Consider the following 21,675-nt stretch of genomic DNA (forward strand, 5'->3'; position numbering starts at 1 on the left):
GTGCTTTACAGGTTGCGCCAGTGCTCAACCAAAAATCGAGAAATAGAATCTTGCCGGGTTAGTTTAAGATGGCTGCCCTGCTCATGCCATTGGCCGAATTCATTAAGTTCAGCACGGCTAAACCATCTTGCATCGTCTAACTCGTCTTTATCTACCTGAATATCTTCTGAAACTGCTGTGGCCATAAAGCCAAACATAATTGATGATGGAAATGGCCAGGGCTGTGAAGCTATATATTGAATATCTGTAACAGCAACACCCGCTTCTTCCATTACTTCACGGGCAACGGCTTGCTCTAGTGTTTCACCTGGGTCAACAAAACCTGCAAGTGTTGAAAAAACACACTCAGGCCAGCTTGCTTGACGGCCCAGCAAGCAACGCTCTATTCCGTCTGAAAAAGTTTTCGTAACGATCATAATAACGGCAGGATCGGTTCGCGGAAAAGTTTGATGCTGACAAGTTTGGTTTTCACATAAACGCGAATGCCCAGCTTCAACCATATTATTTTCATGACCACAACGACCACAAAAACGGTGCGTTGCGTGCCAAAAACACAAGCCTCTTGCCAGTGCTGCAATTGAGCCTTGTTTAAGCTCAACTTGTGGGCCCAACTTGCGAATATCAACAAACTCAGCGCCGTTGAGCATTGGCTCAATAAGTGAGTCTGGTTCATGGCTGACATCTAATGCAAAATGAGCCACATCATCGTCGTCTAACCCCAATAAAATGCCTTTTGATAAATCGAGATGATCCACTTGAGATAAGCGTAAATAACACACTTCAGGACTGTCTTTAACAAATAAACTTTGATTGTTATTGACTAATAACCAGCGACTCTGAGAATTCATTTGAGCCTTTAGCCACTTAGGATCTTTGCGGCGGTTTGATGCACGATCCAATGGCATTTGAGAGTAATTCAGCATGGCGTTCCTTGAAAATAGTTTACTTAGTAAAACTACCATAAGCGGATGATAAACCCAATTTATTACAGGCATAAAAAAAGCCCAAACAGGGCTTTTTTATTCTCTCTCACAATTTTACAAGGTCGCTAGATGCGCTTGTAGTTTTTGGTTCTCAGCTTCAATATGCCGATAGAACTCTAAATCTTCTAATTTACTCGCTGCAGCTTTATCAATGATGATTACGGCATCTTTATGGAGTTGCAGTGCTGAGGCTGGGCATTTAGCCATTAACGGACCTTCAACCATGGCGTGAACGGCATCTGCTTTACTTGCACCGGTTGCTAAAAGTACCACTTTTTTAGCTTCTAAAATGGTGCCAATACCCATAGTGATTGATAAATGTGGTTGATATTCGCCTTCGGCAAAAAATCGTGCATTGTCTTCAATTGTCGCTTTCGTAAGTGTTTTAACACGCGTGCGTGATGTCAAACCTGAAGATGGTTCGTTAAAACCAATATGACCATTACGGCCAATACCAAGTAGCTGTATATCAATACCACCAACTGCTGCGATTTTTTGTTCGTATTCAGTACAAGCAACAAGCGGGTTTACTGCATCACCCGGCGGTACATGTGTGTTCTGTTTGTCGATATCAACATGGTTAAACAGCTGCTCATTCATAAAGTAGCGGTAACTTTGTGGATGTTCGCCAGTTAAGCCTAAGTATTCGTCTAAGTTAAATGTTGTCGCTTGGCTAAACGAAATATCGCCTGCTTTATTTTTTTCGATCAGTTGTTGATACAAGGCAACGGGTGTTGAACCTGTAGCAAGGCCAAGCACTGATGCTGGTTTTTTTAGTAATTGTTTAGCAAAGATGTTGGCACCATAAGCTGCAACTTGGGCTGCATCATCAAGAATCACTATTTGCATATCGATTAGCTCTAATTATAAGTTGGAAAAAAATGGGACCTAAAACCCAACCCCACGTGCAATCGAGCTGGGTTTTAGATCAAACCACTGCCAGGATACGATGCAGTAGCTATAACCATTATGACAACGCTGTCATTATCACTTCTAGTTTTACCTTTGTAAAGTAAAAGTGAATAAAAAATTACTCTTTTTGTTAGTGTTTAATAATTATCAAACACTAACAAAGATCTTACGGCGATACATCCAATGCAATACCAGCATTTGTACTGCTAATAACGCAATCACCGCCATCAGGGGTTGCCATACCTCTGGCACAGCTCGAACCACACCACCAAAAACGCTTTGGCTTACATAACCCCAATTCACAAGACTTGAGGCTAAGTAAATAATAATTGAGTTTGCACCTATGATCACAAAAGGATACGCGGCGCGCTGGCCCGGCAGAATATCAACCAGTGCATAAAATACGGCTAGCAACATGGCACTCCAACCAACCGTTACAAGCACAAATGAACTGCTCCAAAGCTCTTTATTTACTGGGAACTGTAAGTCCCATAACCAACCTAAACAGACACTTACAATCCCTGCAGCAAACAATAATGCGGTCATTTTCCACTCGCCAATTTGCTGAGCACGGGCGACTAATTGACCTGCAAACACGCCCATTAAAGCATTGACAATCGCTGGGATATTCGACAATACACCTTCTGGGTCTACCACACGGTTTTGATAACTAATACCTGGCAGTAAGTGTGCATCAAACCATGCATTCCAACTCCCTGCTGCTGAAAGGTCACCAGCACTGCCGCCTGGCACAGGCACAAAACAAAGCAGTAACCAATAGCCCACTAAAATAGTCGCTGCGGTTATAATTTGCGTTCGTAAACTGGTGTGCCAAACCAACATAGCACAGAAGAACCATGCAATGGCGATTCGCCCAAGTACACTGGCATAGCGAATTTCATCCAAAGCCATTGGCATACCAGTGCCCCAGCCGTGGTTATACAAAATACCTAATAAACACAATAGTAAAAGGCGTTTTCCCGCCTTACGGTAATAAACTTTGCGTTCCTCAAAAGGCAAATGGTCAATGCGTTTCGGGGCTAGCCCCATCGCCACACCCGATAAGAAGATAAATAATGGGAAAATCAGATCGTAAAATGTGAAGCCATGCCAGACGCTATGTACTGTATGTGCTTCAAAAACTTTCCAGCCAGTCCAGCCTGTTAAAACGAATAGCGCTGCGAATAGTGACTGTCCGCCTAATATCCAAAACATATCCATGCCACGCAATGCATCCAGCGATGCCAAACGTTTTCTTGTTGGTTGTGTTGTTGTCATTGTTTACCTTTAATACAAAAAGCCCCGCGATACTTCGGCGGGGATTTTTCCAGGGAAGTTCTTACAAAGCTTTACCAGCTATATATGTCGCTTTTACATATTGATTATCATCTAGCACAACAAAATCAGCATCAAACCCGCTCAGCAAGCGACCTTTTTTATGTAAACCTAAATATTGTGCAGGATAAAGTGATGCCATACGTAAGCTCTCAGCAAGGCTAACATCCAATGTATTCACTGTGTTGCGCACCGCACTTGCCATATTAAGTACGCTGCCTGCTAATTCACCGGTAGTTGAATTTAATCGATCGCCAGTACGAATGACTTTACGACCATCAAAGAAATCAAACTCCATATCGTCAGTGCCCACAGGTGGCATTGCATCTGTGACTAACATAATTTTTCCGCGCTGCTTGGTGCGAATTGCTAATTTTGCTGATGATGGGTGTACATGATGACCATCAACAATTAAGCCGCACCAGCTGTTATCATCCCAAAGTGCTGCACCAACAACACCCGGTTCTCGTGATGTAAATGCTGACATAGCATTAAATAAGTGGGTGAATCCATCAGCACCAGCAGCAAGTGCTGCATTGGTAGTCGCAAAGTCCGCATTAGTGTGGCCAATAGATACTTTTACGCCACACTCAACTAAGCGAGCGATATCATCAGCACTAACATTCTCAGGAGCCAAGGTAACGATTTTAATGCCTAGATCTTGGCGTGCATAAATTGCAAATTCTTGCTCTGTGATTGGACGAATGAATTGCTCGCTGTGGGTACCTTTTTTAGGGAAGGAAAGGTGTGGCCCTTCAAAGTGCACGCCCATAACGCCCGGAACCCCTTCAGCAATTGCTTGTGCGGTTGCATCAGCGGCCTTTGCCATTACTTCTACTTTGTCGGTAATAAGCGTTGGCATAATCGCTGTTGAACCAAACTGACCATGCGCTTTGGCTATTCTATCTAAGCAATCTGGCGTTTGTTCTGCATTAAAAAATGCCCCGCCACCGCCATTAACTTGAACATCAATAAAACCAGGGGTGACTAAACCTGTTAATTCAACAGCATCAGCATGTGCTGCAACACGTTTAAAGACACCATTGTCGACGCTAAAATACACATCTGATAAAAATTCTTCACCGGTAAACAATTTACTCGCATGATAAATCGTCATTACAAACCTACCTCTTGACTTTGTTCTAGTACAGATTGCTGAGCAAAATAAACAGCGCCCATTTCAGGTGGTTGAATAGGTGTCTCAACTCGTTTAGCAATATCTTCTGCAAGCCACTTATTCAGAGGCTCAGCTAAACCGCCAATCATAGATAAACGTGGAGGCTTATTCTCAAGTAAGCGCTGCGCTAATTTGCTCACGTAATCTGCGCCTTCTTTGACTATCGCAACGGCAACTTTGTCATTGTTATTGGCTGCTTCAAATACATAACGGGCTAATTTAGCAAAACTGCTCGAAGGCTGACCAGACATTTGCTCAACAATTGCCATCGCATTATCAGCAGCAAAATGCTCAGTGATCACTTTAGTTAAATTTGTTGATTCGCCTAGACCGTCAAGGTCTAGCAAGGTCGCTTTTATTGCTTCAAGACCCATCCATGCGCCACTGCCTTTATCTCCTAGGGCAAAACCATGACCACCAAAGTTAGTTGTACGACCATTTACACATGAAAAACCACAAGAGCCCGTGCCAGTGATAATTACCGCACCATCACTGCCTTCATGTGCACCAATGCAAGCAGTATGTAAATCAGTAGTGAGGAACATTTGTTTGAATGGATGTTCCCATTCCATAATCTTGTCATACAAGCTAGGTAGGTTAACACCCGCCAGACCTAAGCCGGCATAAAGCTGATGAACTGTATCAAGTGGTAAACCAGCATCACGAAGCGCTAATTGTGTTGAGACCATAATTGATTCGAGAGTACGTTCCAAACCATGTAATGGATTTGCAGGACCACCTAGGCCAGTTCCTAATACACCTTGTTTAACAGAGTAGATAGTTGCTCGACATTTCGTTCCGCCACCATCAATACCAATAAACAATTGGTCCTCATTCACACTCTTCGCCATCATTTAACGACCCCTAGCCTTCGTTTAGTTTTTATCTAAATCGCATTATTTTTATTATCTGAATGCGAAATCATCTCAACCTTTGTTGATTTAATGTTACACAACAAATGACAGCGTTGTCATTATATTTTTTATAAAATTTCGTATAACTTTTATATTTATTTTTAATTTGTTGAATTAAATAGCTTTATTTAATAGAAAAGAAAATTAGAAACCACATCAACGATGTCTTATAACACCTTAAATTATACTTTTTTGCATAATTTAGCGCATTGTGAGTGACTATTCTTTTATTCATCATCAAGTTTAACTAATGCAAGCTTAGCCGAAATAATACTTTAGTTAAACATTTTATTTAAAATGGAATATTTTTTTCTACCTTGATAACAACAGTGAATCGTCAATACAGTGAAATTCAGCAGCGGCTTGCTTTAAAATATCGGCAGTGAGGTGCTCTGCCCCATAGACATCACACGGTAGCTGATACTTATTCGCTAAATGGCCAAGCAATAACGCAAAATCTCCATCACCCGAAAGTAATACCATTTTATCGAGCTGCTTGGCATGCTCTAGCATATCAATGGTAATGCCAACATCCCAATCCCCTTTCGCACTACCATCTCTGCGCTGAATAAAAGGTTTCAGTTTTACCTCAAAGCCAATTGCGCGCAGAATATTTTGAAACTGCGATTGCTTTTCATCACCACGATAAATTGCATACGCAATGGCGCAATCAATTTCATAGCGTTCGCCCATCTGTGCCCAAAAGGCATTGTAATCAAAGTTTTTCTTGTAGCTTTCTTTACAGGTGTAATAAATATTTTGTACATCTACAAAGATACCGACTCTTAGCTTATCAACTGCTGACATAATTTTTCTGTTTTTAGTGATTTGTGTTCACTGTAGCATATCTAGGTTGATATTTACGAAAAAGTAACCTAAATTGGTTACATAAAACAAAGTAACCAAATTTGGTTACTTAGCGCGATGTAACTAAATTAAGTTACTTAACCTAAGGGATCATAATGATTGCGGTGATCAGCGGTGATTTAATTAAATCACAAAAAATTCCACAACAAGAATACGATGCCATGCTGTATCAGCTTGATCAAAGCTTACGCTTTGTTGCCAAGCGCTTTAATGCAAGTTTTAGCATATATCGTGGCGATGCATTGCAAATACAGTTAACAGAGCCAGAGCAGGTCTGTCATGCTGCAATTTTGTTGTATTTGCAAATGAAAGCAGCCAATTACGAACTGCGACAAAGTTTGGCTATTGGCTCACTCGATAACTCCCGTGCCGATATAAAAACAGCCACAGGCAGCGCCTATACTCTATCTGGCCGGGGGTTAGATAATATGGGCCATCAACGGCTCACTTTACAAATAGACAATCAACCCCTTGAAGAGGGTTTTTTACTCAATATTGAACTAATAGAAGTATTACTTGAAAAAATGAGTCAAAAACAAGCAAATGCATTGTTTTATTATTTAACAACAGAACACAACAACCATGCCGAACTTGCTAAAGAACTCGCAACAAGCCGAGCCAATGTCACAAAGCTATTAAATTTGGCTCACTACCAATTAATTGAACGTTTTATACAGTACAGCCAAACCACACTCAAAGGAATGACAACATGAGTTTTTCATTACTTATCGTAAGCTTAATTTTAGCGCATTTAATTGCCGACTTTTACTGGCAACCTATGAGCTGGGTACATGACAGAAATACGCGCCACTTTCGTGCCAGTAAACTTTACTTGCACGTGCTCATCCACGGTGCTAGCTCATTTTTGGTACTATTATTTTGGGAGTTTAATTATGGCTGGCAAGCGCTTTCAAACGTCGTTATCGCCACGGCAGTGATTATGGTTACACACTATCTAATCGACCTTGCTAAATCTTACTCAAGTAAAGGTGTGGTTCCTTTTATTGTCGACCAACTTGCACATTTAGTTATCTTGTTCTTACTGGCTATATGGTTAAGCGAAAACGATAAGTTTTTTACACATAGCTGGCAATGGCTGATGCAACCGGCAACATTATGGGTGCTGTGTGGCTATTTATTAATTTTAAATCCAACAGCGGTGTTTATTCGAATGATGTTAGAGCGGATCACATCTGGCTTTAGCACCACGGGCAGTTTACCAGCTGCGGGGCAAAGTATCGGCATGCTTGAGCGGGTATTAATGCTAACATTTATCTTACTGGACCAATTTTCAGGCGTTGGCTTTTTACTTGCGGCAAAATCCGTATTCCGCTTTGGTGATTTAAGTGCCAGTAGAGATAAAAAACTGACTGAATACGTTATGCTCGGTACCTTACTCAGTGTCAGCGTGACTTTATTTATTGGTTTAGCCGTTAATTACCTTAAAGCCGTGTGACTTTGCAGACCCATAAAAAAACGCGCCAACACAGGCGCGCTTTATATTAATTAACCAATAAATTAGCTGTTATTTGAGCCATCATTCTTAGGGCGACGTCTGCGCTGAGAATTCCCCCCTACAGACTGACGCTTAGCCCATGGGCTTTGTGTTTGCTCGTCACTTGCTTTCTTGGCATTAGATTTTTTTCCAGAACCACCACGGCGTGGACCTATGCCACTGCCATTGCTATTTGGTTTTTTACTATCCGACTTAGGCTTAGAAAACGGCTGTTTGGCTTTTTTCGGCTTTTTGGGTTTAATTGGGCGTGCATCAAGCTCTCGTTCAGGCACGGGATTGCTTGGTTCAAAACCTGCTTCAGTCGCGCGTGGGATCAATTCACCAATAAAACGTTCGATACCGTAAAGATCAACTGCATCTTCAGCTGTCACAAACGAAATAGCATGACCCGATGCACCTGCTCGGCCTGTACGGCCGATACGGTGTACGTAATCTTCATAAATATTCGGTAAATCGTAGTTAACAACGTGAGGTAGCTCAACAATATCAAGACCTCGGGCAACGATATCGGTTGCCACTAGTACGCGCACTTCACCTGATTTAAAGCCTTCGAGTGCTTTAACACGAGCGCCTTGCGATTTATTTCCGTGAATGGCAGCACCCACAATATCATCGCGTTCAAGCTGCTTAACTAAACGGTTAGCACCATGTTTGGTACGACAAAATACCAATACTTGTTGCCAATCGTTAGTACGGATCAAGTGGCTAAGTAATGCTGTTTTGCGCGATTTATCTAGTGCATAAACTGATTGAGTAACCGATTTAGCGGTCGTGTTTTTTGCTGCAACTGAAATTTCAACCGGATCGTTAATTAGCCCTTTTGCAAGTTCACGAATTTCATCAGAGAAAGTCGCTGAGAACATCAGGTTTTGACGTTTAGTTGGCAGTTTAGCAATGATACGTTTGATATCATGGATAAAGCCCATATCAAGCATACGATCGGCTTCATCAAGGATCAGTACTTCTAAATCATCAAACTTAAGAGCATTTTGATTGTGTAGGTCTAATAAACGACCTGGTGTTGCCACTAAAATATCAACACCTTTGCGAAGGCGCATCATTTGCGGGTTAATTTTAACACCACCATACACTACAAATGAGCTGACATTTGAATGCTTAGCATATTGCTCAACATTTTCGCTTACTTGCAAAGCAAGCTCACGAGTTGGTGCCAATACTAATGCACGTACTTTATTGCCACCTGCTTTAGGGCCTTTTGACAAGCGCTCAATTAGCGGCAGCGTAAAACCCGCGGTTTTGCCTGTGCCAGTTTGCGCTGCGGCCATAACATCGCGACCTTCAATGATCGCAGGGATAGCTTGTGATTGAATAGGCGTTGGTGCTTCATAGCCCTTTTCTAAAACTGCATTTACTAAAGCTGGTGATAAACCTAACCCATCAAAACTCATACTATCTCTCTTTAAAAAATTCAGCCGATACGGCGAAGTGGGCGCATTATACCTAGGATAGTCAATAATGCATGGAATTATTTACAAACTAGTACTTAATGGTGGATTTAGCAGAATAATTTTAGGTATAAAAAAAGCGGCTCTGATGCCGCTTTATCTTATATACCCAAACCACCTTGAGGTGGTTTGGGTATAGCTAATCTTTACTTAACACCAAGTTCGCGTAAACGCTCTTGTAAATAGCTGTCTGCAGTGTAGCGCTCAGAAAGCACAACATCAGGACGCGGGTGTAAGAATAGTGGTAACGAAATACGTGATTTCGTTGACGCTTTACCCGTTGGGTTGATCACGCGGTGAATAGTTGATGGGAAGTAACCACCTGACGCTTCTTGTAGCATGTCACCAATATTGATGATCAGGTTACCAAAATCACATGGTACGTCTAACCAACCACCATCTGTTTTTTGTACTTGTAAACCGGGTTCATTCGCCGCTGGTAATACAGTTAATAAATTGATGTCACCGTGTGCTGCCGCACGGATTGCACCAGGCTCTTCATCACCAGTCATTGGTGGATAGTGAAGAATACGCAGGAGTGTTTGCTCAGAGTCAGCAATCATATCTTTAAGGTCGATAGAGAACTTAGCACGCACCTCTTCTGGTGCTTCTGCCTGAACCCAACTTAATAATGTTGCCGCAAACTCATTGGCTAAGCGATAGTACTCACGGATTTCTTCTTCTAGCTGTGCTGGAACACGGCCTTTTGGATAAACGTGGTAGTACTCTTTAATATCTTTAACGGTAAAGCCTTTTGCAACTTCTGACACTGATGGTGGGAAGTAACCATCTTGTGTTTCTTTTGAAAATAAAAACTCATGCTTTTGCTCAGAATTAAAGAATTCTTGCCAATTTTTGTAAATAGACTCAACTAATGACTGAGGTATTGGGTGGTTTTTTAATACACCGAAACCTGTGTTTCTTAGTGACTCAACAAATTGAGCGGCCGCATCGCTCGCTTTATAATCAACGGTAGGTAAATGTTGCATTGTCTTTTCCAGTGAATAAGGTTCTAGAAGTCTGTGCTAAGCATAGCATTTCTTCATTATAGCGCTTCGCGAGAATAGAGAAACACAAGCAAAAACATAAGGACTTATGTCCGCCCCTACCTAGCTTAGCTCCTTAAGTTTGATACAGATCAACTAAGCCTTTAAGTAGTATAATGCGTACTATTACCTAAACTTTGATATGGTTAATAAGACACGTTTCAACACGAAAGGATCGCTTATGTTCACAAGGCTGCAAATTTTACTTTTTAGTGCGCTCATACTCGTTACCAATCCGGTCATCTCAGCTGTGCAAGCAAACTATAAAGTCGAAAATATTAAAGATAATGTATATCGCTTTACTGTCGGCCATTATCATAGTGCTTTTATGATTGTTGATAACCTTGCCTTGGTAACGGATCCTATTAATAGCGATGCCGCAAAATACTTAAAACGCTATATAAAGAAAACCTTTAACGCAGATATCAAATACATGCTATACAGCCATAGCCATGTTGACCATGCGATGGGCGGTAATGAGCTAATCGATACCAACACAACTGTCGTCGCTCATCAGTTTGCAGCTGAGGACCTTAAATTGAATAAAGTGCCTACTGCCCTGCCTGATCTTACTTTTACCGATACACTCAAAGTCGATTTAGGTGATAGCTACGTGCAGCTTAATTACTATGGGCCAAATAATGGCCGTGGTAATGTCAGTATGCGCTTTATGCCTGCCAATGTACTTTATGTTGTTGATTGGATTGTACTTGGCCGCATGCCATATAAAAATCTGATTGGTTACGATATTAACGGCATGCTGCATTCAACCAAAGCCGTGTTAAATGAACCTGCGTTTGCTGCATTTATAGGTGGCCATGCTGATACAGGCAACCGCGATGATGTTGTCTCTTACTTACACTACATTGAAGACTTACACACTGCCGTTCGCAATGGCATGTTAAAAGGTAAAAACCTTGCTACCTTACAAAAAGAAATAAGCTTGCCCCAATACAGCCATTTAAAAATGTACCAGCAATGGCTACCACTGAATATTGAGGGTGTGTATAACAACCTTGTCGAGATGGGCTATTTTAATTTTCGCAGCGATATTGATGCTCAGTTTTAACTGAGCATCAAAAACGTGCCAAAAACGTATTAAGTTCTTTACTCATACGTGCGACAAGCGCTTCTGGGCCACCATCATACATATCGTTATGGCGCGAATCTTTAAGCTTAATTTGCGTCACTGGGTATACAGCGAGTTCTTGCTGCGTAAGCAATACGTTGTCATCTGCTGGGTAATCGCTACCACGTAGTGTCAGTACAGCAATATTTTTGTTCCTTGGGGTCAGCATACGACGATGATCGAGGGTGATCAATTTAGAAACCTTAGCGGGATAAATAGCGGCATATAATGCTGCAATATCACCCCCATTTGAATGACCAAATAAAGTGAGCTGATTAAAGTCATACTCAGCATAACGCTTTGCAAGTTCTACGGCTAAAAACTCAAGGGTTTGTACACCACGGTGCCAGTTTTCCATGCGTGTGGTCATGTATGGTGGCTCAGGGTTTAAACTCGGATCGCCTTTTAACTCATGAGCAACTTCAACCGTTAAATAACCATGCTGATGGAAGGCCTGCTGGGCAAATTGATAGTCTGTATGCGCCATACCATAGCCTGCCCCAATAAACGCCACTGGGCATTTTTTCTTTATCGTGCATTTGCTATCGGCTACTGTAATGGTCACCGGAATATGGCGAGCTCGCTGTGTATCAAACAGTATCTCTGTTTGATTAGCAAAGGCTGTCTGTCCGCTAAGGGTTAACGCGAGCATTAGCGCCGCCTTTTTAATATTTAACATGCTATGACTTCTCTAATTTGAATTCTAAGCTGCGTTTAACCATCGGCCACTCACCATCAATAATTGAAAACACCACGGTGTCGCGTACACATCCATCGGCCATTATTTGGTGATTACGAAGAACCCCATCTTGTTTTGCTCCTAAGCGAGCAATGGCATTGCGCGAAGCCTGATTATGCCAATGGGTACGAAACTCAACAGCAATCACATTAAGCGTTTCAAATGCATAACTCAGCAGCAGTTTTTTACATTCAGTATTAACCCCAGTACGCTGAAAACGCTTGGCATACCAGGTATAGCCAATTTCTAAACGGCGATTTTTACTGTCAATATTACAAAAGCGAGTTGAGCCTATCACCTCATCAGTGTGTTTATCGATGACAGCAAATGGTAATGCGCGACCAAGTGACTGTTGCTCAAACGCCATAGTTAGATAATCGTCCACACGCTCTTCATTGGGCACCGAGGTAAACCACAGGTCCCAAAGCTTTCCATCTGAAGCGGCGCTTACTAAAGCATCACGGTGCTCAAGCGTTAACGGTACTAATTTAACAAATTGACCTTGCAAGGTGATGGGGCTTAAATCCATAACTTTCCTTAACTTTAATCCACCAGCTCGATGTCGAGCCCTGCTAATAAATCCAAAGCGGCATAACGTTCAAATTTGGCCTTACTGATATTGTTAGCTGTTATATCAATAGCAAAGTGACTAGCACCTATAAAATTAGCTTTACTGAGATTGGTTTGTTGAAACAAGCTGTCACGAAAATCAGTATCAGTAAAATCAGCAGAAGATAAATCTGCATGTCTAAAATCAACATCTTTGGCAAAACAGCTACGCATTTTTAAAGCTTTTAAGCTAAGCTCAAAAAAGCTGCTGTGGCTAAGCTCACAGCCAATAAAACTCACTGGAGCACGGCTAGCGAGTAGCGGCCAATCAACATCAGTAAAGCGTACACTGGTTAATTTACACTGTTTAAAGTTCACTTCTTCGAGTGAGGTGTATCTAAGCCCAAGCGCAGCTAAATTACAGTTTTTAAACTCACACTCTATAAACCGGCAGTTTTCAAACTGACTATTGCTAAAGTCACAGTCGATAAATTCACATTGCTCAAATTCGCAATGCGAAAATGTTTGGTCTTCTAGGTTTACTTCAAAGGTGTGTTCAAAATAAAGCGAGTGGCTTACGATCACGCGGTGGTCTCAATATCTTGTTTAAGCGCAAGAACTGCAATAAAAATAAGACCAAACAAGGGAATAAGCGCTAATAATCCACCAATAACGGCCACCACGATTGGTGTTGAGGTTTTACGCTTGCCTAAGTAATAGCTGATAGCGGCAAACACAGGGATTAAAATAACAATTATTTGGCCGATTAAAGTTGCATTGATATTCATTTTCTCTCCTTGAAGAACATACTAAATATTCATTTAAGCACAAAAAAACCCTAAGGCATATACCTTAGGGTTATTATTCATTAAGTCTTATAATTCAGTTTATTATGAATTATTCAGCGTCTTTCGCTACAACATTAATTGCTAGCTCAGTTAATGCATCTGCATTTGCTTTGCTTGGTGCATCTGTTAATAAACATGATGCTTGCGTTGTTTTAGGGAAAGCAATCACGTCACGAATGTTGTCAGTACCACATAACAGCATAACTAAACGGTCAAGACCAAACGCAAGACCCGCATGCGGAGGTGTACCGTACTTAAGTGCATCAAGTAAGAAACCAAACTTGTCTTGTTGCTCTTGTGCATCAATACCTAAGATTCTGAATGCTGTTTCTTGCATATCGGCATTGTGAATACGTACCGAACCACCACCAACTTCGTAGCCATTTAATACCATGTCGTATGCATCTGATAATGCTGCAGCTGGGTTTGCTTCAAGCTCTTGGGCAGAAATACCTTTCGGTGCAGTGAATGGGTGGTGAACCGCATGCAATGTACCTTCGTCGTCTTCTTCGAACATTGGGAAGTCAACAACCCATAAAGGTTTCCAGCTATCAAGATCAGTAATGCCTAAATCAACACCAATCTTAAGACGTAGTGCACCCATTGCTTCGTTTACAACGTTGCGCTTATCAGCACCGAATAAAATGATATCACCAGATTGCGCATTAGTACGCTCAAGTAATTGGTTGATCACCTCTTCGTTTAAGAATTTAGCGATTGGTGATTGCACACCTTCAACGCCCGCAGCACGGTCGTTCACTTTCATCCAAGCTAGACCTTTCGCACCATAGATACCGATGAATTTAGTGTAATCGTCGATTTGTTTACGAGAAAGCTCAGCACCGCCTGGTACAGTTAATACTGCAACACGGCCTTTTTCGTCATTAGCAGGACCTGAGAATACTTTAAACTCAACGTCTTTTACTAAATCAGCAACGTCAACAAGCTGCATTGGGTTACGTAGGTCTGGTTTATCAGAACCATATAAACGCATTACTTCGCTGTATGGCATCACTGGGAAGTCGCCTAAGTCAACGTCTAATAATGATTGCCACATTTCTGTAATCATTTTCTCTGTCATTGCACGCACTTCATCAGAGCTCATGAATGACGTCTCTAAATCGATTTGTGTGAATTCTGGCTGACGGTCTGCACGTAAGTCTTCGTCACGGAAACATTTAACAATTTGATAGTAACGGTCAAAGCCCGACATCATTAATAATTGCTTAAATAACTGTGGCGACTGAGGTAAAGCGTAGAAGCTACCTTTATGAACACGGCTAGGTACTAAGTAGTCACGCGCACCCTCTGGTGTTGCTTTTGTTAGTACCGGTGTTTCGATATCTAAGAAACCGTTGTCATCCAAGAAACGACGCACAAAGCTGCTCGCTTTTGCACGAAGTTTGATACGGTCGCTCATTTCAAGACGACGTAAATCTAGGTAACGGTATTTTAAGCGGCGCTCTTCAGAGTTTTGCTGATTAAAATCAAGTGGTAATGGCTCTGAACGGTTGATGATAGTTAAGCTTGTGCCTAAAATTTCAACTTCACCTGTTGCCATGTCTTTATTTACTTGGCTTTCAGGGCGTGCGCGAACAACACCTTTTAACTGCACACAAAACTCTTGACGTAGTTTATTCGCAGTATCCATTAATCCTTCTACTTCAGGATCAAAAACAACTTGTACTAAACCTTCTCTGTCACGTAAATCGACGAAGATAAGGCCACCAAGGTCACGGCGTTTGTTGATCCAACCACATAGTTCAACTTCTTGATCTACGTGAGATTTATTTAGCTGTCCGCAATATATAGAGCGCATAGTATTCCTGTCAGTTAAAGACTTATAGCCGCCTGCTCTTAAGAGTTCGCTATTTTGAGAGCAAAAGCCACTATACAAAGTAATCATTTAAGGCAGAGCATTATACCCAAACCATCTCAAAATGCGAGTGCCAGCAGTGCCTGTCGGGGGCTAAATATACACCCCGACTTCTGAGCAAACATTTCTTTTGTTACACTAGGCATAACTTAAATTTATTGGTTGATTTAATGCTGTACTTAGGTTGTCCGCAGTGGTCTAGCACCGCATGGAAAGGAAATTTGCTCTCTAGCCACTGTAAAAGTGCCGACATGCTCAGTGAGTATGCGCAATGCTTTAACTCAGTTGAGGGCAACACCAGTTTTTATGCTGACCCAAGTCATGAGTCATTAGTGCGCTGGCATGATGCGGTACCCGAAGATTTTAAATTTACTTTTAAGTTTCATCGTCGTTTTAGTCACGAATTACAACTGACAAATATAAATAATGAACTTAATGCATGGCTAAACTTATTTGAGCCAATCTTTGCTAAAACGGGGCAAGTCATGTTGCAGCTACCCCGCGCCTTTGGACCAGAAGCACTGCCACTGCTTGCTAATTTTATTGCACAACTCCCCAAGCAACTTAGTTACGGTGTAGAAGTACGTCACCCAGGCTTTTTTAATAAAGATGATGCTGAAATTCGTTTAAATCAGCTATTAATTGAAAACAATATAGACCGCATCAGCATGGATACCCGCGCTTTATTTGCTGTTCCCGCCGATACCGATGCACTCATTGATGCGCAAAAGAAAAAGCCTTATTTACCTGTGCATGCCATTGCAACAGGAAATCAGCCAATGCTGCGCTTTTGTGATTGCCAGTCTTGAACATGAATACAAGTCGTATTACCAGCCATGGCTGAAAAAAGTAAAGCAATGGCTTGATGAAGGAAAATCACCCTATTTGTTTTTCCATACCGCAGATAATCGCCAGTCACCACTTTTAGCAAGACAGTTTTGCCAAGATTTAGGTTACAATCACCCCGCGCTTGCGCCGTTTATAGGTGAACGCGAAGCAAGCCAAAGCAGTTTATTTTAGCGCCCAGTATAAAGCCCGATTTGTCAGAGAACATATGAAAGATTACAGCCGTTATTTTCAAGGTTACCCGCCCCACATCATTGAGCAAGTGTTACAGTTATTTAAGGGTGACAGAGCCGCAAAATACCTTAAAGGCAAATACCCTAATGCGCATAGCATTACCAGCGATAAAGCTTTATACAATTACGCCACTGAATTGAAAAAGCGTTACCTTAAAAATGCCCTGCCATTTGGCCGTGCCGCGTTCAAAAAACAAGGCGATATGGTCACAAATGCCTTAGGCACCCATACTTTCCGTATGCAAGGTAAAACCCGAAAACACGACCTTGCCATTAATAGCGATCTACTTCGCGCACCTGAACCACTTCTCAAAGCACTCGTCGTACACGAGCTGGCTCATTTTAAAGAAAAAGACCACAACAAAGCCTTCTATCAACTTTGCTGCCACATGGAACCGCAATACCATCAACTAGAACTGGATTTGAGAATATTCAGTGTGTTGGTAGGTGAAGGGAAAAATCCGTACTAAAGCTATAAGCTAGACTTTAGTTACCTCAAACCTTTTCTGTCCTATCAGCTGACCTGACTCGGTAACCACTTTAACGACCCATTTTCCTGCAGCATTTGCAGGGAAATTCGTTTTATGACTCCAGGCACGATAGCCCTCTTTGCGACCACCAGAAATATCCAAGGCTATGCGGTCAACTTCTTTACGATTATGTACCCATACATGGAAGATTTTTTCATCTAAACCTCGAGGGGCTTTTACCGCACTAAAACTATATAAACCTTTTCCATGCAAGCTCTGCTCAGTGAGTTCTGTTATTGGCGAAAGCGGTTTACGGGCTTGTTCATCAAGCTGATACGACATGCTCATATCAGTTAAACGCAGTGCCGCAGGGGGTACAAAACTGCGTAATTGCCAAAGCCCAGCACTTAAAGCGCAAAGCAATAACACCAACAGTGGGAAACGCCACCATTTCGCATTTGGCATCAAATTGCCAAGACTTGGAATCGTTAAAATAACAGCCGTGATCAGCGCAATTTCAAAACTCTGGCTGGTCGTTAACTTTAATAAAATAGGTAAGGTAACCGACAGCACGACAAATAAAGAGAAGCTATGAAACACACTAAACCAGACACTGTGCCTTGCAAGCTTTTTGTAATAGAGGGGATCAACAACAGAAACGAACGCACAAAGTATAATTAAAGCGGTAAACGCGGCCTGACCATGGTCCCAAGTTGTCACCGCCAAGAAAAATGGTAAGGCAAAAAACAAACTTTCTTGCTGCACAACTTGCAGCGCAAAGCGCATCACGTTGGGCGACACCGCCACACCAAAACGCTCCTCTACTTTATCTCTTAGCCAGTTATCTATTAACAACCACAACCAAGTAACTAATAACAAAATAGAGATAAGCTGCGAAAACGACTCTTTTCGCTCAACAAAGACAAAACTTGCCACACCACTGCAAAAAGCCAACACAGCCATCAACCCCGGCCGCTTCTGCATCATGAAAACAAATTTAGTTATAAAGTTTTTTAAGTAATTCATGCAATCATCAAATCCATTTAAGGCTTAATGAGTAAAGCATAAATTGGATGAATGTAGGCTTTAAAAGGAGCTTTAAGTTCAGCTTTAAGCCAAGACTAGTTACTCAACTGCATCGATTATGAGGGGTCGTAAATAACAATTTCACTCAACCACCAGTTAAGTTCATCGTCAATTTGCCATACCTCACATGAATTCAGCTGTTTTAAAATTACCTGCTTACCAGACTGACAACTAATTGCTTTTAATACAAGATTACCATTTTCCCAAAGTGTTGCTCTTGCTATAAGGCCATTGCCTTTAATTTCAATGTATTGAGCTTTAATTGGCTCACCCAATTGAGCAGAAATAACAATCTTGAATTTTTCAGTTGTCAAAATTTTAGATTTTGAACTTCTCCAATGTTCTAATTCTTGCAGCACGATTTCCCTCAAAAAAGAATGTAAGTAATTGCTAACATGGATATATATTTTGTTCATACCAATATAGCTTAAAAGACCTTTAAGCTAATGAGTCAAAACAAATTTCCGTATAACTCTCATGTGAAATACCTAGGGTAAATTTGCCATACTCAGCTTGATTAGATTCGGTATATTCGAGCCAAAGTTGTTTTGCTTCTAACAAATCGGAAATATTATCAGTCTCTCGGACTCCATTAAGTACAACATATAAAGTCTCTGATTGAGCTTGGAATGTCACAAACACTTGAAACTCATTCCCAGTGCGTTTTAACTTCACTTCATCGACAATAACATCTTGGTATATGTGATTAAATTTCAATTCAACTGCCTATTGAGTTATTTCAGTTATTTAATTTATGTATAACGCACCAAAGCATTAACTTAATAAAAGCTGCAAAACCATATTTCAAACTCCGAGTTTAGTGCCCTCAATTGAATTTTACAGTTGCAATAAGCTTATTATAAAGCACTGAGTGTTTAGCATTTTAAACACAAAAAAGCGCGGTCTAAACCGCGCCTCTGTTTATTTTATCTGACGGCTGAAAGCTGATGGCTGACAGCTCAAGTCGTTGGGTTACAAACCAAGTTCTGCCATAAAATCATCATCTGCATCGTCTGCTTGTGATGATGCTTTTTGCTTTTCAGCTTTTTGTTTAGCTTCGTTCTCAATGATGTAATCTGGGTCAACGGCTTCTGAAATATCAAAGTCATGTAGCTTGATGAATTCAGTTTTATCCATTGCCAGCTCAAGATAGAAGATATTTTGCTTAGCTGTGGTGAATGTCACACGGCGTGCTTGCGGTCTATCCATGGTAGTATCAACAGAGATTTGCACCTGCTTGTTAATTGCCATCATCTTAGGTTGGTTTTGCGTGATAGAAGTATGCAGCTGGTCACGTACTTTTGACGTAAAGTCACCAACGATTTGGTTCATCAGCTCTCCGAGTACGTTCGCCACATCATCTGATAAATGGCTTTGTGCAATTTCGTCTTCTGGCATACCCATGTTACGCATGTAATCATGGTAAATTTCCATGGCTGCTTGCGCTGTGAAGTTTGTTACCACAAGACCGGTAAAGCCACCATCGAACAATACAAAACAGCCAATATCTGGGCGCATACAGGTGCGGGTGATTTTTTGAACCATAGCAGAATAACTAATACCGTTACCACTTGCTGAAGACAGAACTCCAGTCACTGAATGACACAGAGTTGATAAGATATCTTCTGTACTGATCACTTTGCTTTTTGTCATTAAACTTCTCTTTTTTGTACTTGTTATTGATAATTCTAGCCAAGCTACTGAATTTATCACTGACTATCCAGTTAAAAATGCTAAAATAGCGGTATTATTTTTTAAAGAGACTGTTCACGTGACGCAAAAAGACAGTATTTATGCCACTGAGCAAGCGGTTAAAGACTTTAGCTTTGACCAACATGTAGTAGAAGTTTTCCCTGATATGATCCAGCGTTCGGTGCCGGGTTACGCAACCATTGTTAGCACCATAGGTAAACTGGCTGGCGAATACGCGCAAAGTAATTCAAACCTATACGACCTAGGCTGTTCACTTGGTGCTGTAACGTTAAGTATGCGCCGTAATATTCGCACCGATAACTGTAATATTATTGCCGTCGATAACTCAGAAGCGATGGTTGAACGCTGTAAATTACATTTACAAGGTTTTCGCTCTGACGTGCCGGTCACTGTCACGCTGGGTGATATAAACGATTTAGCAATCGAAAATGCTTCTGTGGTAGCGATGAACTTTACACTACAGTTTATTCCACCTGAAAAGCGCCAAGCAGTGCTTGAAAAGATTTATGCAAATTTAAAACCTGGCGGCGTTTTGCTGCTTAGCGAAAAAATTAGAGGTGAAAATGAGCAATGCGATAATTTGCTCATTGATTTGCACCATGATTTTAAACGTCACAACGGCTATTCAGAGCTGGAGATCAGCCAAAAGCGCACGGCTATCGAAAATGTCATGCGCCCTGATCATTTATCTACCCACTTAAACCGATTAAGTGAAATTGGTTTTAGCCAAACGCAAGTGTGGTATCAATGTTTTAACTTCTGCTCGATGATTGCAATCAAGTAATCATCACAACGATATAAAGAGTATTTCATGTCTCAATGGTTTAACCAATTTTACGCTGCGATTGCACAAAGCCCGCTTAGCCACTGGCTCGAAACTTTGCCTGGCCAATTAAAGCACTGGGAACTAGAAGCTAGCCACGGTGATTTACCAAAATGGCAAAAAGTGCTGAAAAACTTACCTGAGGTAAGCACAAACCATGTGAACCTTCAGGATAAAGTACAAATTGGCACCGGTGATGAGCTATCTGAAGGCCAGCAAAAACAGTTAACGCATTTATTAAAGCGCATGATGCCATGGCGTAAAGGACCATTCAGCTTACACGGTATCGAGATTGATACTGAGTGGCGCAGTGATTGGAAATGGGATCGTTTACTGCCTCATATCGAACCGTTAAAAGGCCGCACTGTGCTTGATATTGGCTGTGGCTCAGGTTATCACTTGTGGCGCATGCGCGGTGAAGGCGCTAATTTTGTAGTGGGCATTGATCCATCCGATTTGTTCTTATGCCAATTCCAAGCGATAAAGCATTATCATCAAGATGACAACGTGCACTTATTGCCGCTAGGTGTAGAAGCCCTGCCAGAGCTAAAAGCATTCGATACAGTATTTTCGATGGGTGTTTTATATCACCGTCGTTCACCTATCGACTTTTTAGCACAATTAAAAGCGCAGCTTCGCCCAGGGGGTGAGTTAGTTCTTGAAACTTTGGTTGTTGAAGGTGACGAACACACAGTTTTAGTGCCAACCGACCGTTATGCGAAAATGCGTAATGTATGGTTTATCCCAAGCACCGCCGCATTAAAACTATGGATGGAGCGCGTTGGTTTTAAAGATGTGCAAGTAAAAGACTGCGCAATCACAACGCTTGAAGAACAACGTAAAACCCAGTGGATGGAAAACGAATCACTGGTCGACTTTTTAGACCCAAATGACACCAGCAAAACCATCGAAGGTTACCCAGCCCCTCTTCGCGCTATTTTAACCGCGAAAGCTTAACAAATATCAGTTACAAGGCTGAAGGGTCATTTGCTTGATACTTTAGCCTTGTAACTTGAAAGCAAAAAAAACCGGACAACTGTCCTTGTCAAGTCGGTTAAAGTGATTTTTCAACTAGCCGCGCCATTGCAATTGTTGTAAAATACGCGCGTTTCTAAGCAACCCACATGCAACTTTTTTGAGGAAAACC

Annotated in this window: 23 protein-coding genes and 1 pseudogene; 7 read left to right on the forward strand and 17 right to left on the reverse strand. The window is 41.5% G+C overall.

Features of this window, described 5'->3' with window-relative positions:
• Window positions 1–5 precede the first annotated feature (5 nt).
• The 6 genes from nudC to J8Z25_RS10255 form a co-directional block, all read right to left on the reverse strand.
• Window positions 6–923 (reverse strand): NAD(+) diphosphatase, encoded by a 918-nt coding sequence (gene nudC / locus J8Z25_RS10230; protein ID WP_250661007.1) that lies wholly within the window; start codon window positions 921–923, stop codon window positions 6–8.
• Window positions 924–1,037: 114 nt separating this feature from the next.
• Window positions 1,038–1,832, reverse strand: coding sequence for a glucosamine-6-phosphate deaminase (gene nagB / locus J8Z25_RS10235; RefSeq protein WP_250661008.1), 795 nt, complete (start codon window positions 1,830–1,832; stop codon window positions 1,038–1,040).
• 210 nt (window positions 1,833–2,042) lie between these two features.
• The gene (gene nagX / locus J8Z25_RS10240; RefSeq protein ID WP_130051239.1) at window positions 2,043–3,173 is read right to left on the reverse strand and encodes a transmembrane glucosamine N-acetyltransferase NagX; all 1,131 of its coding nucleotides are present in this window, start codon (window positions 3,171–3,173) and stop codon (window positions 2,043–2,045) included.
• 61 nt (window positions 3,174–3,234) lie between these two features.
• A complete protein-coding gene (nagA, locus tag J8Z25_RS10245) occupies window positions 3,235–4,347 on the reverse strand; it encodes an N-acetylglucosamine-6-phosphate deacetylase (protein ID WP_250661009.1) in 1,113 nt (370 codons plus the stop codon).
• The gene (gene nagK / locus J8Z25_RS10250; RefSeq protein WP_130051237.1) at window positions 4,347–5,261 is read right to left on the reverse strand and encodes an N-acetylglucosamine kinase; all 915 of its coding nucleotides are present in this window, start codon (window positions 5,259–5,261) and stop codon (window positions 4,347–4,349) included. The genes nagA and nagK overlap by 1 nt, the downstream gene beginning before the upstream one ends.
• 372 nt (window positions 5,262–5,633) lie before the next feature.
• A complete protein-coding gene (locus J8Z25_RS10255; protein ID WP_250661010.1) occupies window positions 5,634–6,128 on the reverse strand; it encodes a LabA-like NYN domain-containing protein in 495 nt (164 codons plus the stop codon).
• Window positions 6,129–6,283: 155 nt separating this feature from the next.
• Between J8Z25_RS10255 and J8Z25_RS10260 the strand changes: the two genes are divergently transcribed.
• Both J8Z25_RS10260 and J8Z25_RS10265 read left to right on the forward strand, forming a co-directional pair.
• The gene (locus J8Z25_RS10260) at window positions 6,284–6,901 is read left to right on the forward strand and encodes a hypothetical protein (protein ID WP_250661011.1); all 618 of its coding nucleotides are present in this window, start codon (window positions 6,284–6,286) and stop codon (window positions 6,899–6,901) included.
• Window positions 6,898–7,644, forward strand: a complete 747-nt coding sequence (locus tag J8Z25_RS10265) for a DUF3307 domain-containing protein (RefSeq protein ID WP_130051234.1) — start codon at window positions 6,898–6,900, stop codon at window positions 7,642–7,644. The genes J8Z25_RS10260 and J8Z25_RS10265 overlap by 4 nt, the downstream gene beginning before the upstream one ends.
• 62 nt (window positions 7,645–7,706) lie before the next feature.
• On the opposite strand, the gene J8Z25_RS10270 is transcribed toward J8Z25_RS10265, so the two are convergent.
• Both J8Z25_RS10270 and J8Z25_RS10275 read right to left on the reverse strand, forming a co-directional pair.
• The gene (locus J8Z25_RS10270; protein WP_130051233.1) at window positions 7,707–9,113 is read right to left on the reverse strand and encodes a DEAD/DEAH box helicase; all 1,407 of its coding nucleotides are present in this window, start codon (window positions 9,111–9,113) and stop codon (window positions 7,707–7,709) included.
• Window positions 9,114–9,316: 203 nt separating this feature from the next.
• Window positions 9,317–10,159 (reverse strand): isopenicillin N synthase family dioxygenase, encoded by an 843-nt coding sequence (locus J8Z25_RS10275; RefSeq protein ID WP_130051232.1) that lies wholly within the window; start codon window positions 10,157–10,159, stop codon window positions 9,317–9,319.
• Between the two features lie 238 nt (window positions 10,160–10,397).
• Between J8Z25_RS10275 and J8Z25_RS10280 the strand changes: the two genes are divergently transcribed.
• Window positions 10,398–11,285 carry an MBL fold metallo-hydrolase gene (locus tag J8Z25_RS10280; RefSeq protein WP_250661012.1) on the forward strand — a complete coding sequence of 296 codons (888 nt, stop codon included), beginning with the start codon at window positions 10,398–10,400 and terminating at the stop codon, window positions 11,283–11,285.
• A 7-nt stretch (window positions 11,286–11,292) separates the two neighbouring features.
• On the opposite strand, the gene J8Z25_RS10285 is transcribed toward J8Z25_RS10280, so the two are convergent.
• From J8Z25_RS10285 to aspS, 5 genes are all read right to left on the reverse strand, one after another.
• Window positions 11,293–11,997, reverse strand: coding sequence for an alpha/beta fold hydrolase (locus tag J8Z25_RS10285; protein WP_372799662.1), 705 nt, complete (start codon window positions 11,995–11,997; stop codon window positions 11,293–11,295).
• Between the two features lie 28 nt (window positions 11,998–12,025).
• On the reverse strand, window positions 12,026–12,613 hold the full coding sequence (locus J8Z25_RS10290; RefSeq protein ID WP_250661013.1) for a GNAT family N-acetyltransferase: 588 nt from the start codon (window positions 12,611–12,613) through the stop codon (window positions 12,026–12,028).
• Between the two features lie 14 nt (window positions 12,614–12,627).
• On the reverse strand, window positions 12,628–13,218 hold the full coding sequence (locus tag J8Z25_RS10295) for a pentapeptide repeat-containing protein (protein WP_434784467.1): 591 nt from the start codon (window positions 13,216–13,218) through the stop codon (window positions 12,628–12,630).
• A complete protein-coding gene (locus J8Z25_RS10300; RefSeq protein WP_058585269.1) occupies window positions 13,215–13,421 on the reverse strand; it encodes a hypothetical protein in 207 nt (68 codons plus the stop codon). The genes J8Z25_RS10295 and J8Z25_RS10300 overlap by 4 nt, the downstream gene beginning before the upstream one ends.
• A gap of 109 nt (window positions 13,422–13,530) precedes the next feature.
• Window positions 13,531–15,300, reverse strand: a complete 1,770-nt coding sequence (gene aspS, locus J8Z25_RS10305; protein WP_250661014.1) for an aspartate--tRNA ligase — start codon at window positions 15,298–15,300, stop codon at window positions 13,531–13,533.
• A gap of 227 nt (window positions 15,301–15,527) precedes the next feature.
• Between aspS and J8Z25_RS10310 the strand changes: the two are divergent.
• Both J8Z25_RS10310 and J8Z25_RS10315 read left to right on the forward strand, forming a co-directional pair.
• A pseudogene (locus J8Z25_RS10310) lies at window positions 15,528–16,377 on the forward strand (DUF72 domain-containing protein).
• Between the two features lie 34 nt (window positions 16,378–16,411).
• The gene (locus J8Z25_RS10315) at window positions 16,412–16,906 is read left to right on the forward strand and encodes a M48 metallopeptidase family protein (RefSeq protein WP_250661015.1); all 495 of its coding nucleotides are present in this window, start codon (window positions 16,412–16,414) and stop codon (window positions 16,904–16,906) included.
• Window positions 16,907–16,915: 9 nt separating this feature from the next.
• Here J8Z25_RS10315 and J8Z25_RS10320 read toward each other — a convergent pair whose 3' ends face one another.
• The 4 genes from J8Z25_RS10320 to J8Z25_RS10335 all read right to left on the reverse strand — a co-directional run bounded on the left by J8Z25_RS10320 (window position 16,916) and on the right by J8Z25_RS10335 (window position 19,645).
• Window positions 16,916–17,932, reverse strand: coding sequence for a DUF5924 family protein (locus J8Z25_RS10320; RefSeq protein WP_167657770.1), 1,017 nt, complete (start codon window positions 17,930–17,932; stop codon window positions 16,916–16,918).
• 116 nt (window positions 17,933–18,048) lie between these two features.
• A complete protein-coding gene (locus J8Z25_RS10325; protein ID WP_167657769.1) occupies window positions 18,049–18,351 on the reverse strand; it encodes an immunity protein TriTu family protein in 303 nt (100 codons plus the stop codon).
• Between the two features lie 79 nt (window positions 18,352–18,430).
• The gene (locus J8Z25_RS10330; protein WP_167657768.1) at window positions 18,431–18,709 is read right to left on the reverse strand and encodes a hypothetical protein; all 279 of its coding nucleotides are present in this window, start codon (window positions 18,707–18,709) and stop codon (window positions 18,431–18,433) included.
• Between the two features lie 255 nt (window positions 18,710–18,964).
• Window positions 18,965–19,645 carry a DUF3334 family protein gene (locus tag J8Z25_RS10335; RefSeq protein WP_250661016.1) on the reverse strand — a complete coding sequence of 227 codons (681 nt, stop codon included), beginning with the start codon at window positions 19,643–19,645 and terminating at the stop codon, window positions 18,965–18,967.
• Window positions 19,646–19,763: 118 nt separating this feature from the next.
• On the opposite strand from J8Z25_RS10335, the gene cmoA reads away from it, so the two are divergent.
• A complete protein-coding gene (gene cmoA, locus J8Z25_RS10340) occupies window positions 19,764–20,489 on the forward strand; it encodes a carboxy-S-adenosyl-L-methionine synthase CmoA (RefSeq protein WP_063706202.1) in 726 nt (241 codons plus the stop codon).
• 27 nt (window positions 20,490–20,516) lie between these two features.
• The gene (cmoB, locus tag J8Z25_RS10345; protein ID WP_130051225.1) at window positions 20,517–21,485 is read left to right on the forward strand and encodes a tRNA 5-methoxyuridine(34)/uridine 5-oxyacetic acid(34) synthase CmoB; all 969 of its coding nucleotides are present in this window, start codon (window positions 20,517–20,519) and stop codon (window positions 21,483–21,485) included.
• The last annotated feature ends 190 nt before the right edge of the window (window positions 21,486–21,675 follow it).

The sequence above is a fragment of the Pseudoalteromonas sp. SCSIO 43101 genome (genome assembly GCF_023650775.1).
Lineage (GTDB): Bacteria > Pseudomonadota > Gammaproteobacteria > Enterobacterales > Alteromonadaceae > Pseudoalteromonas > Pseudoalteromonas apostichopi.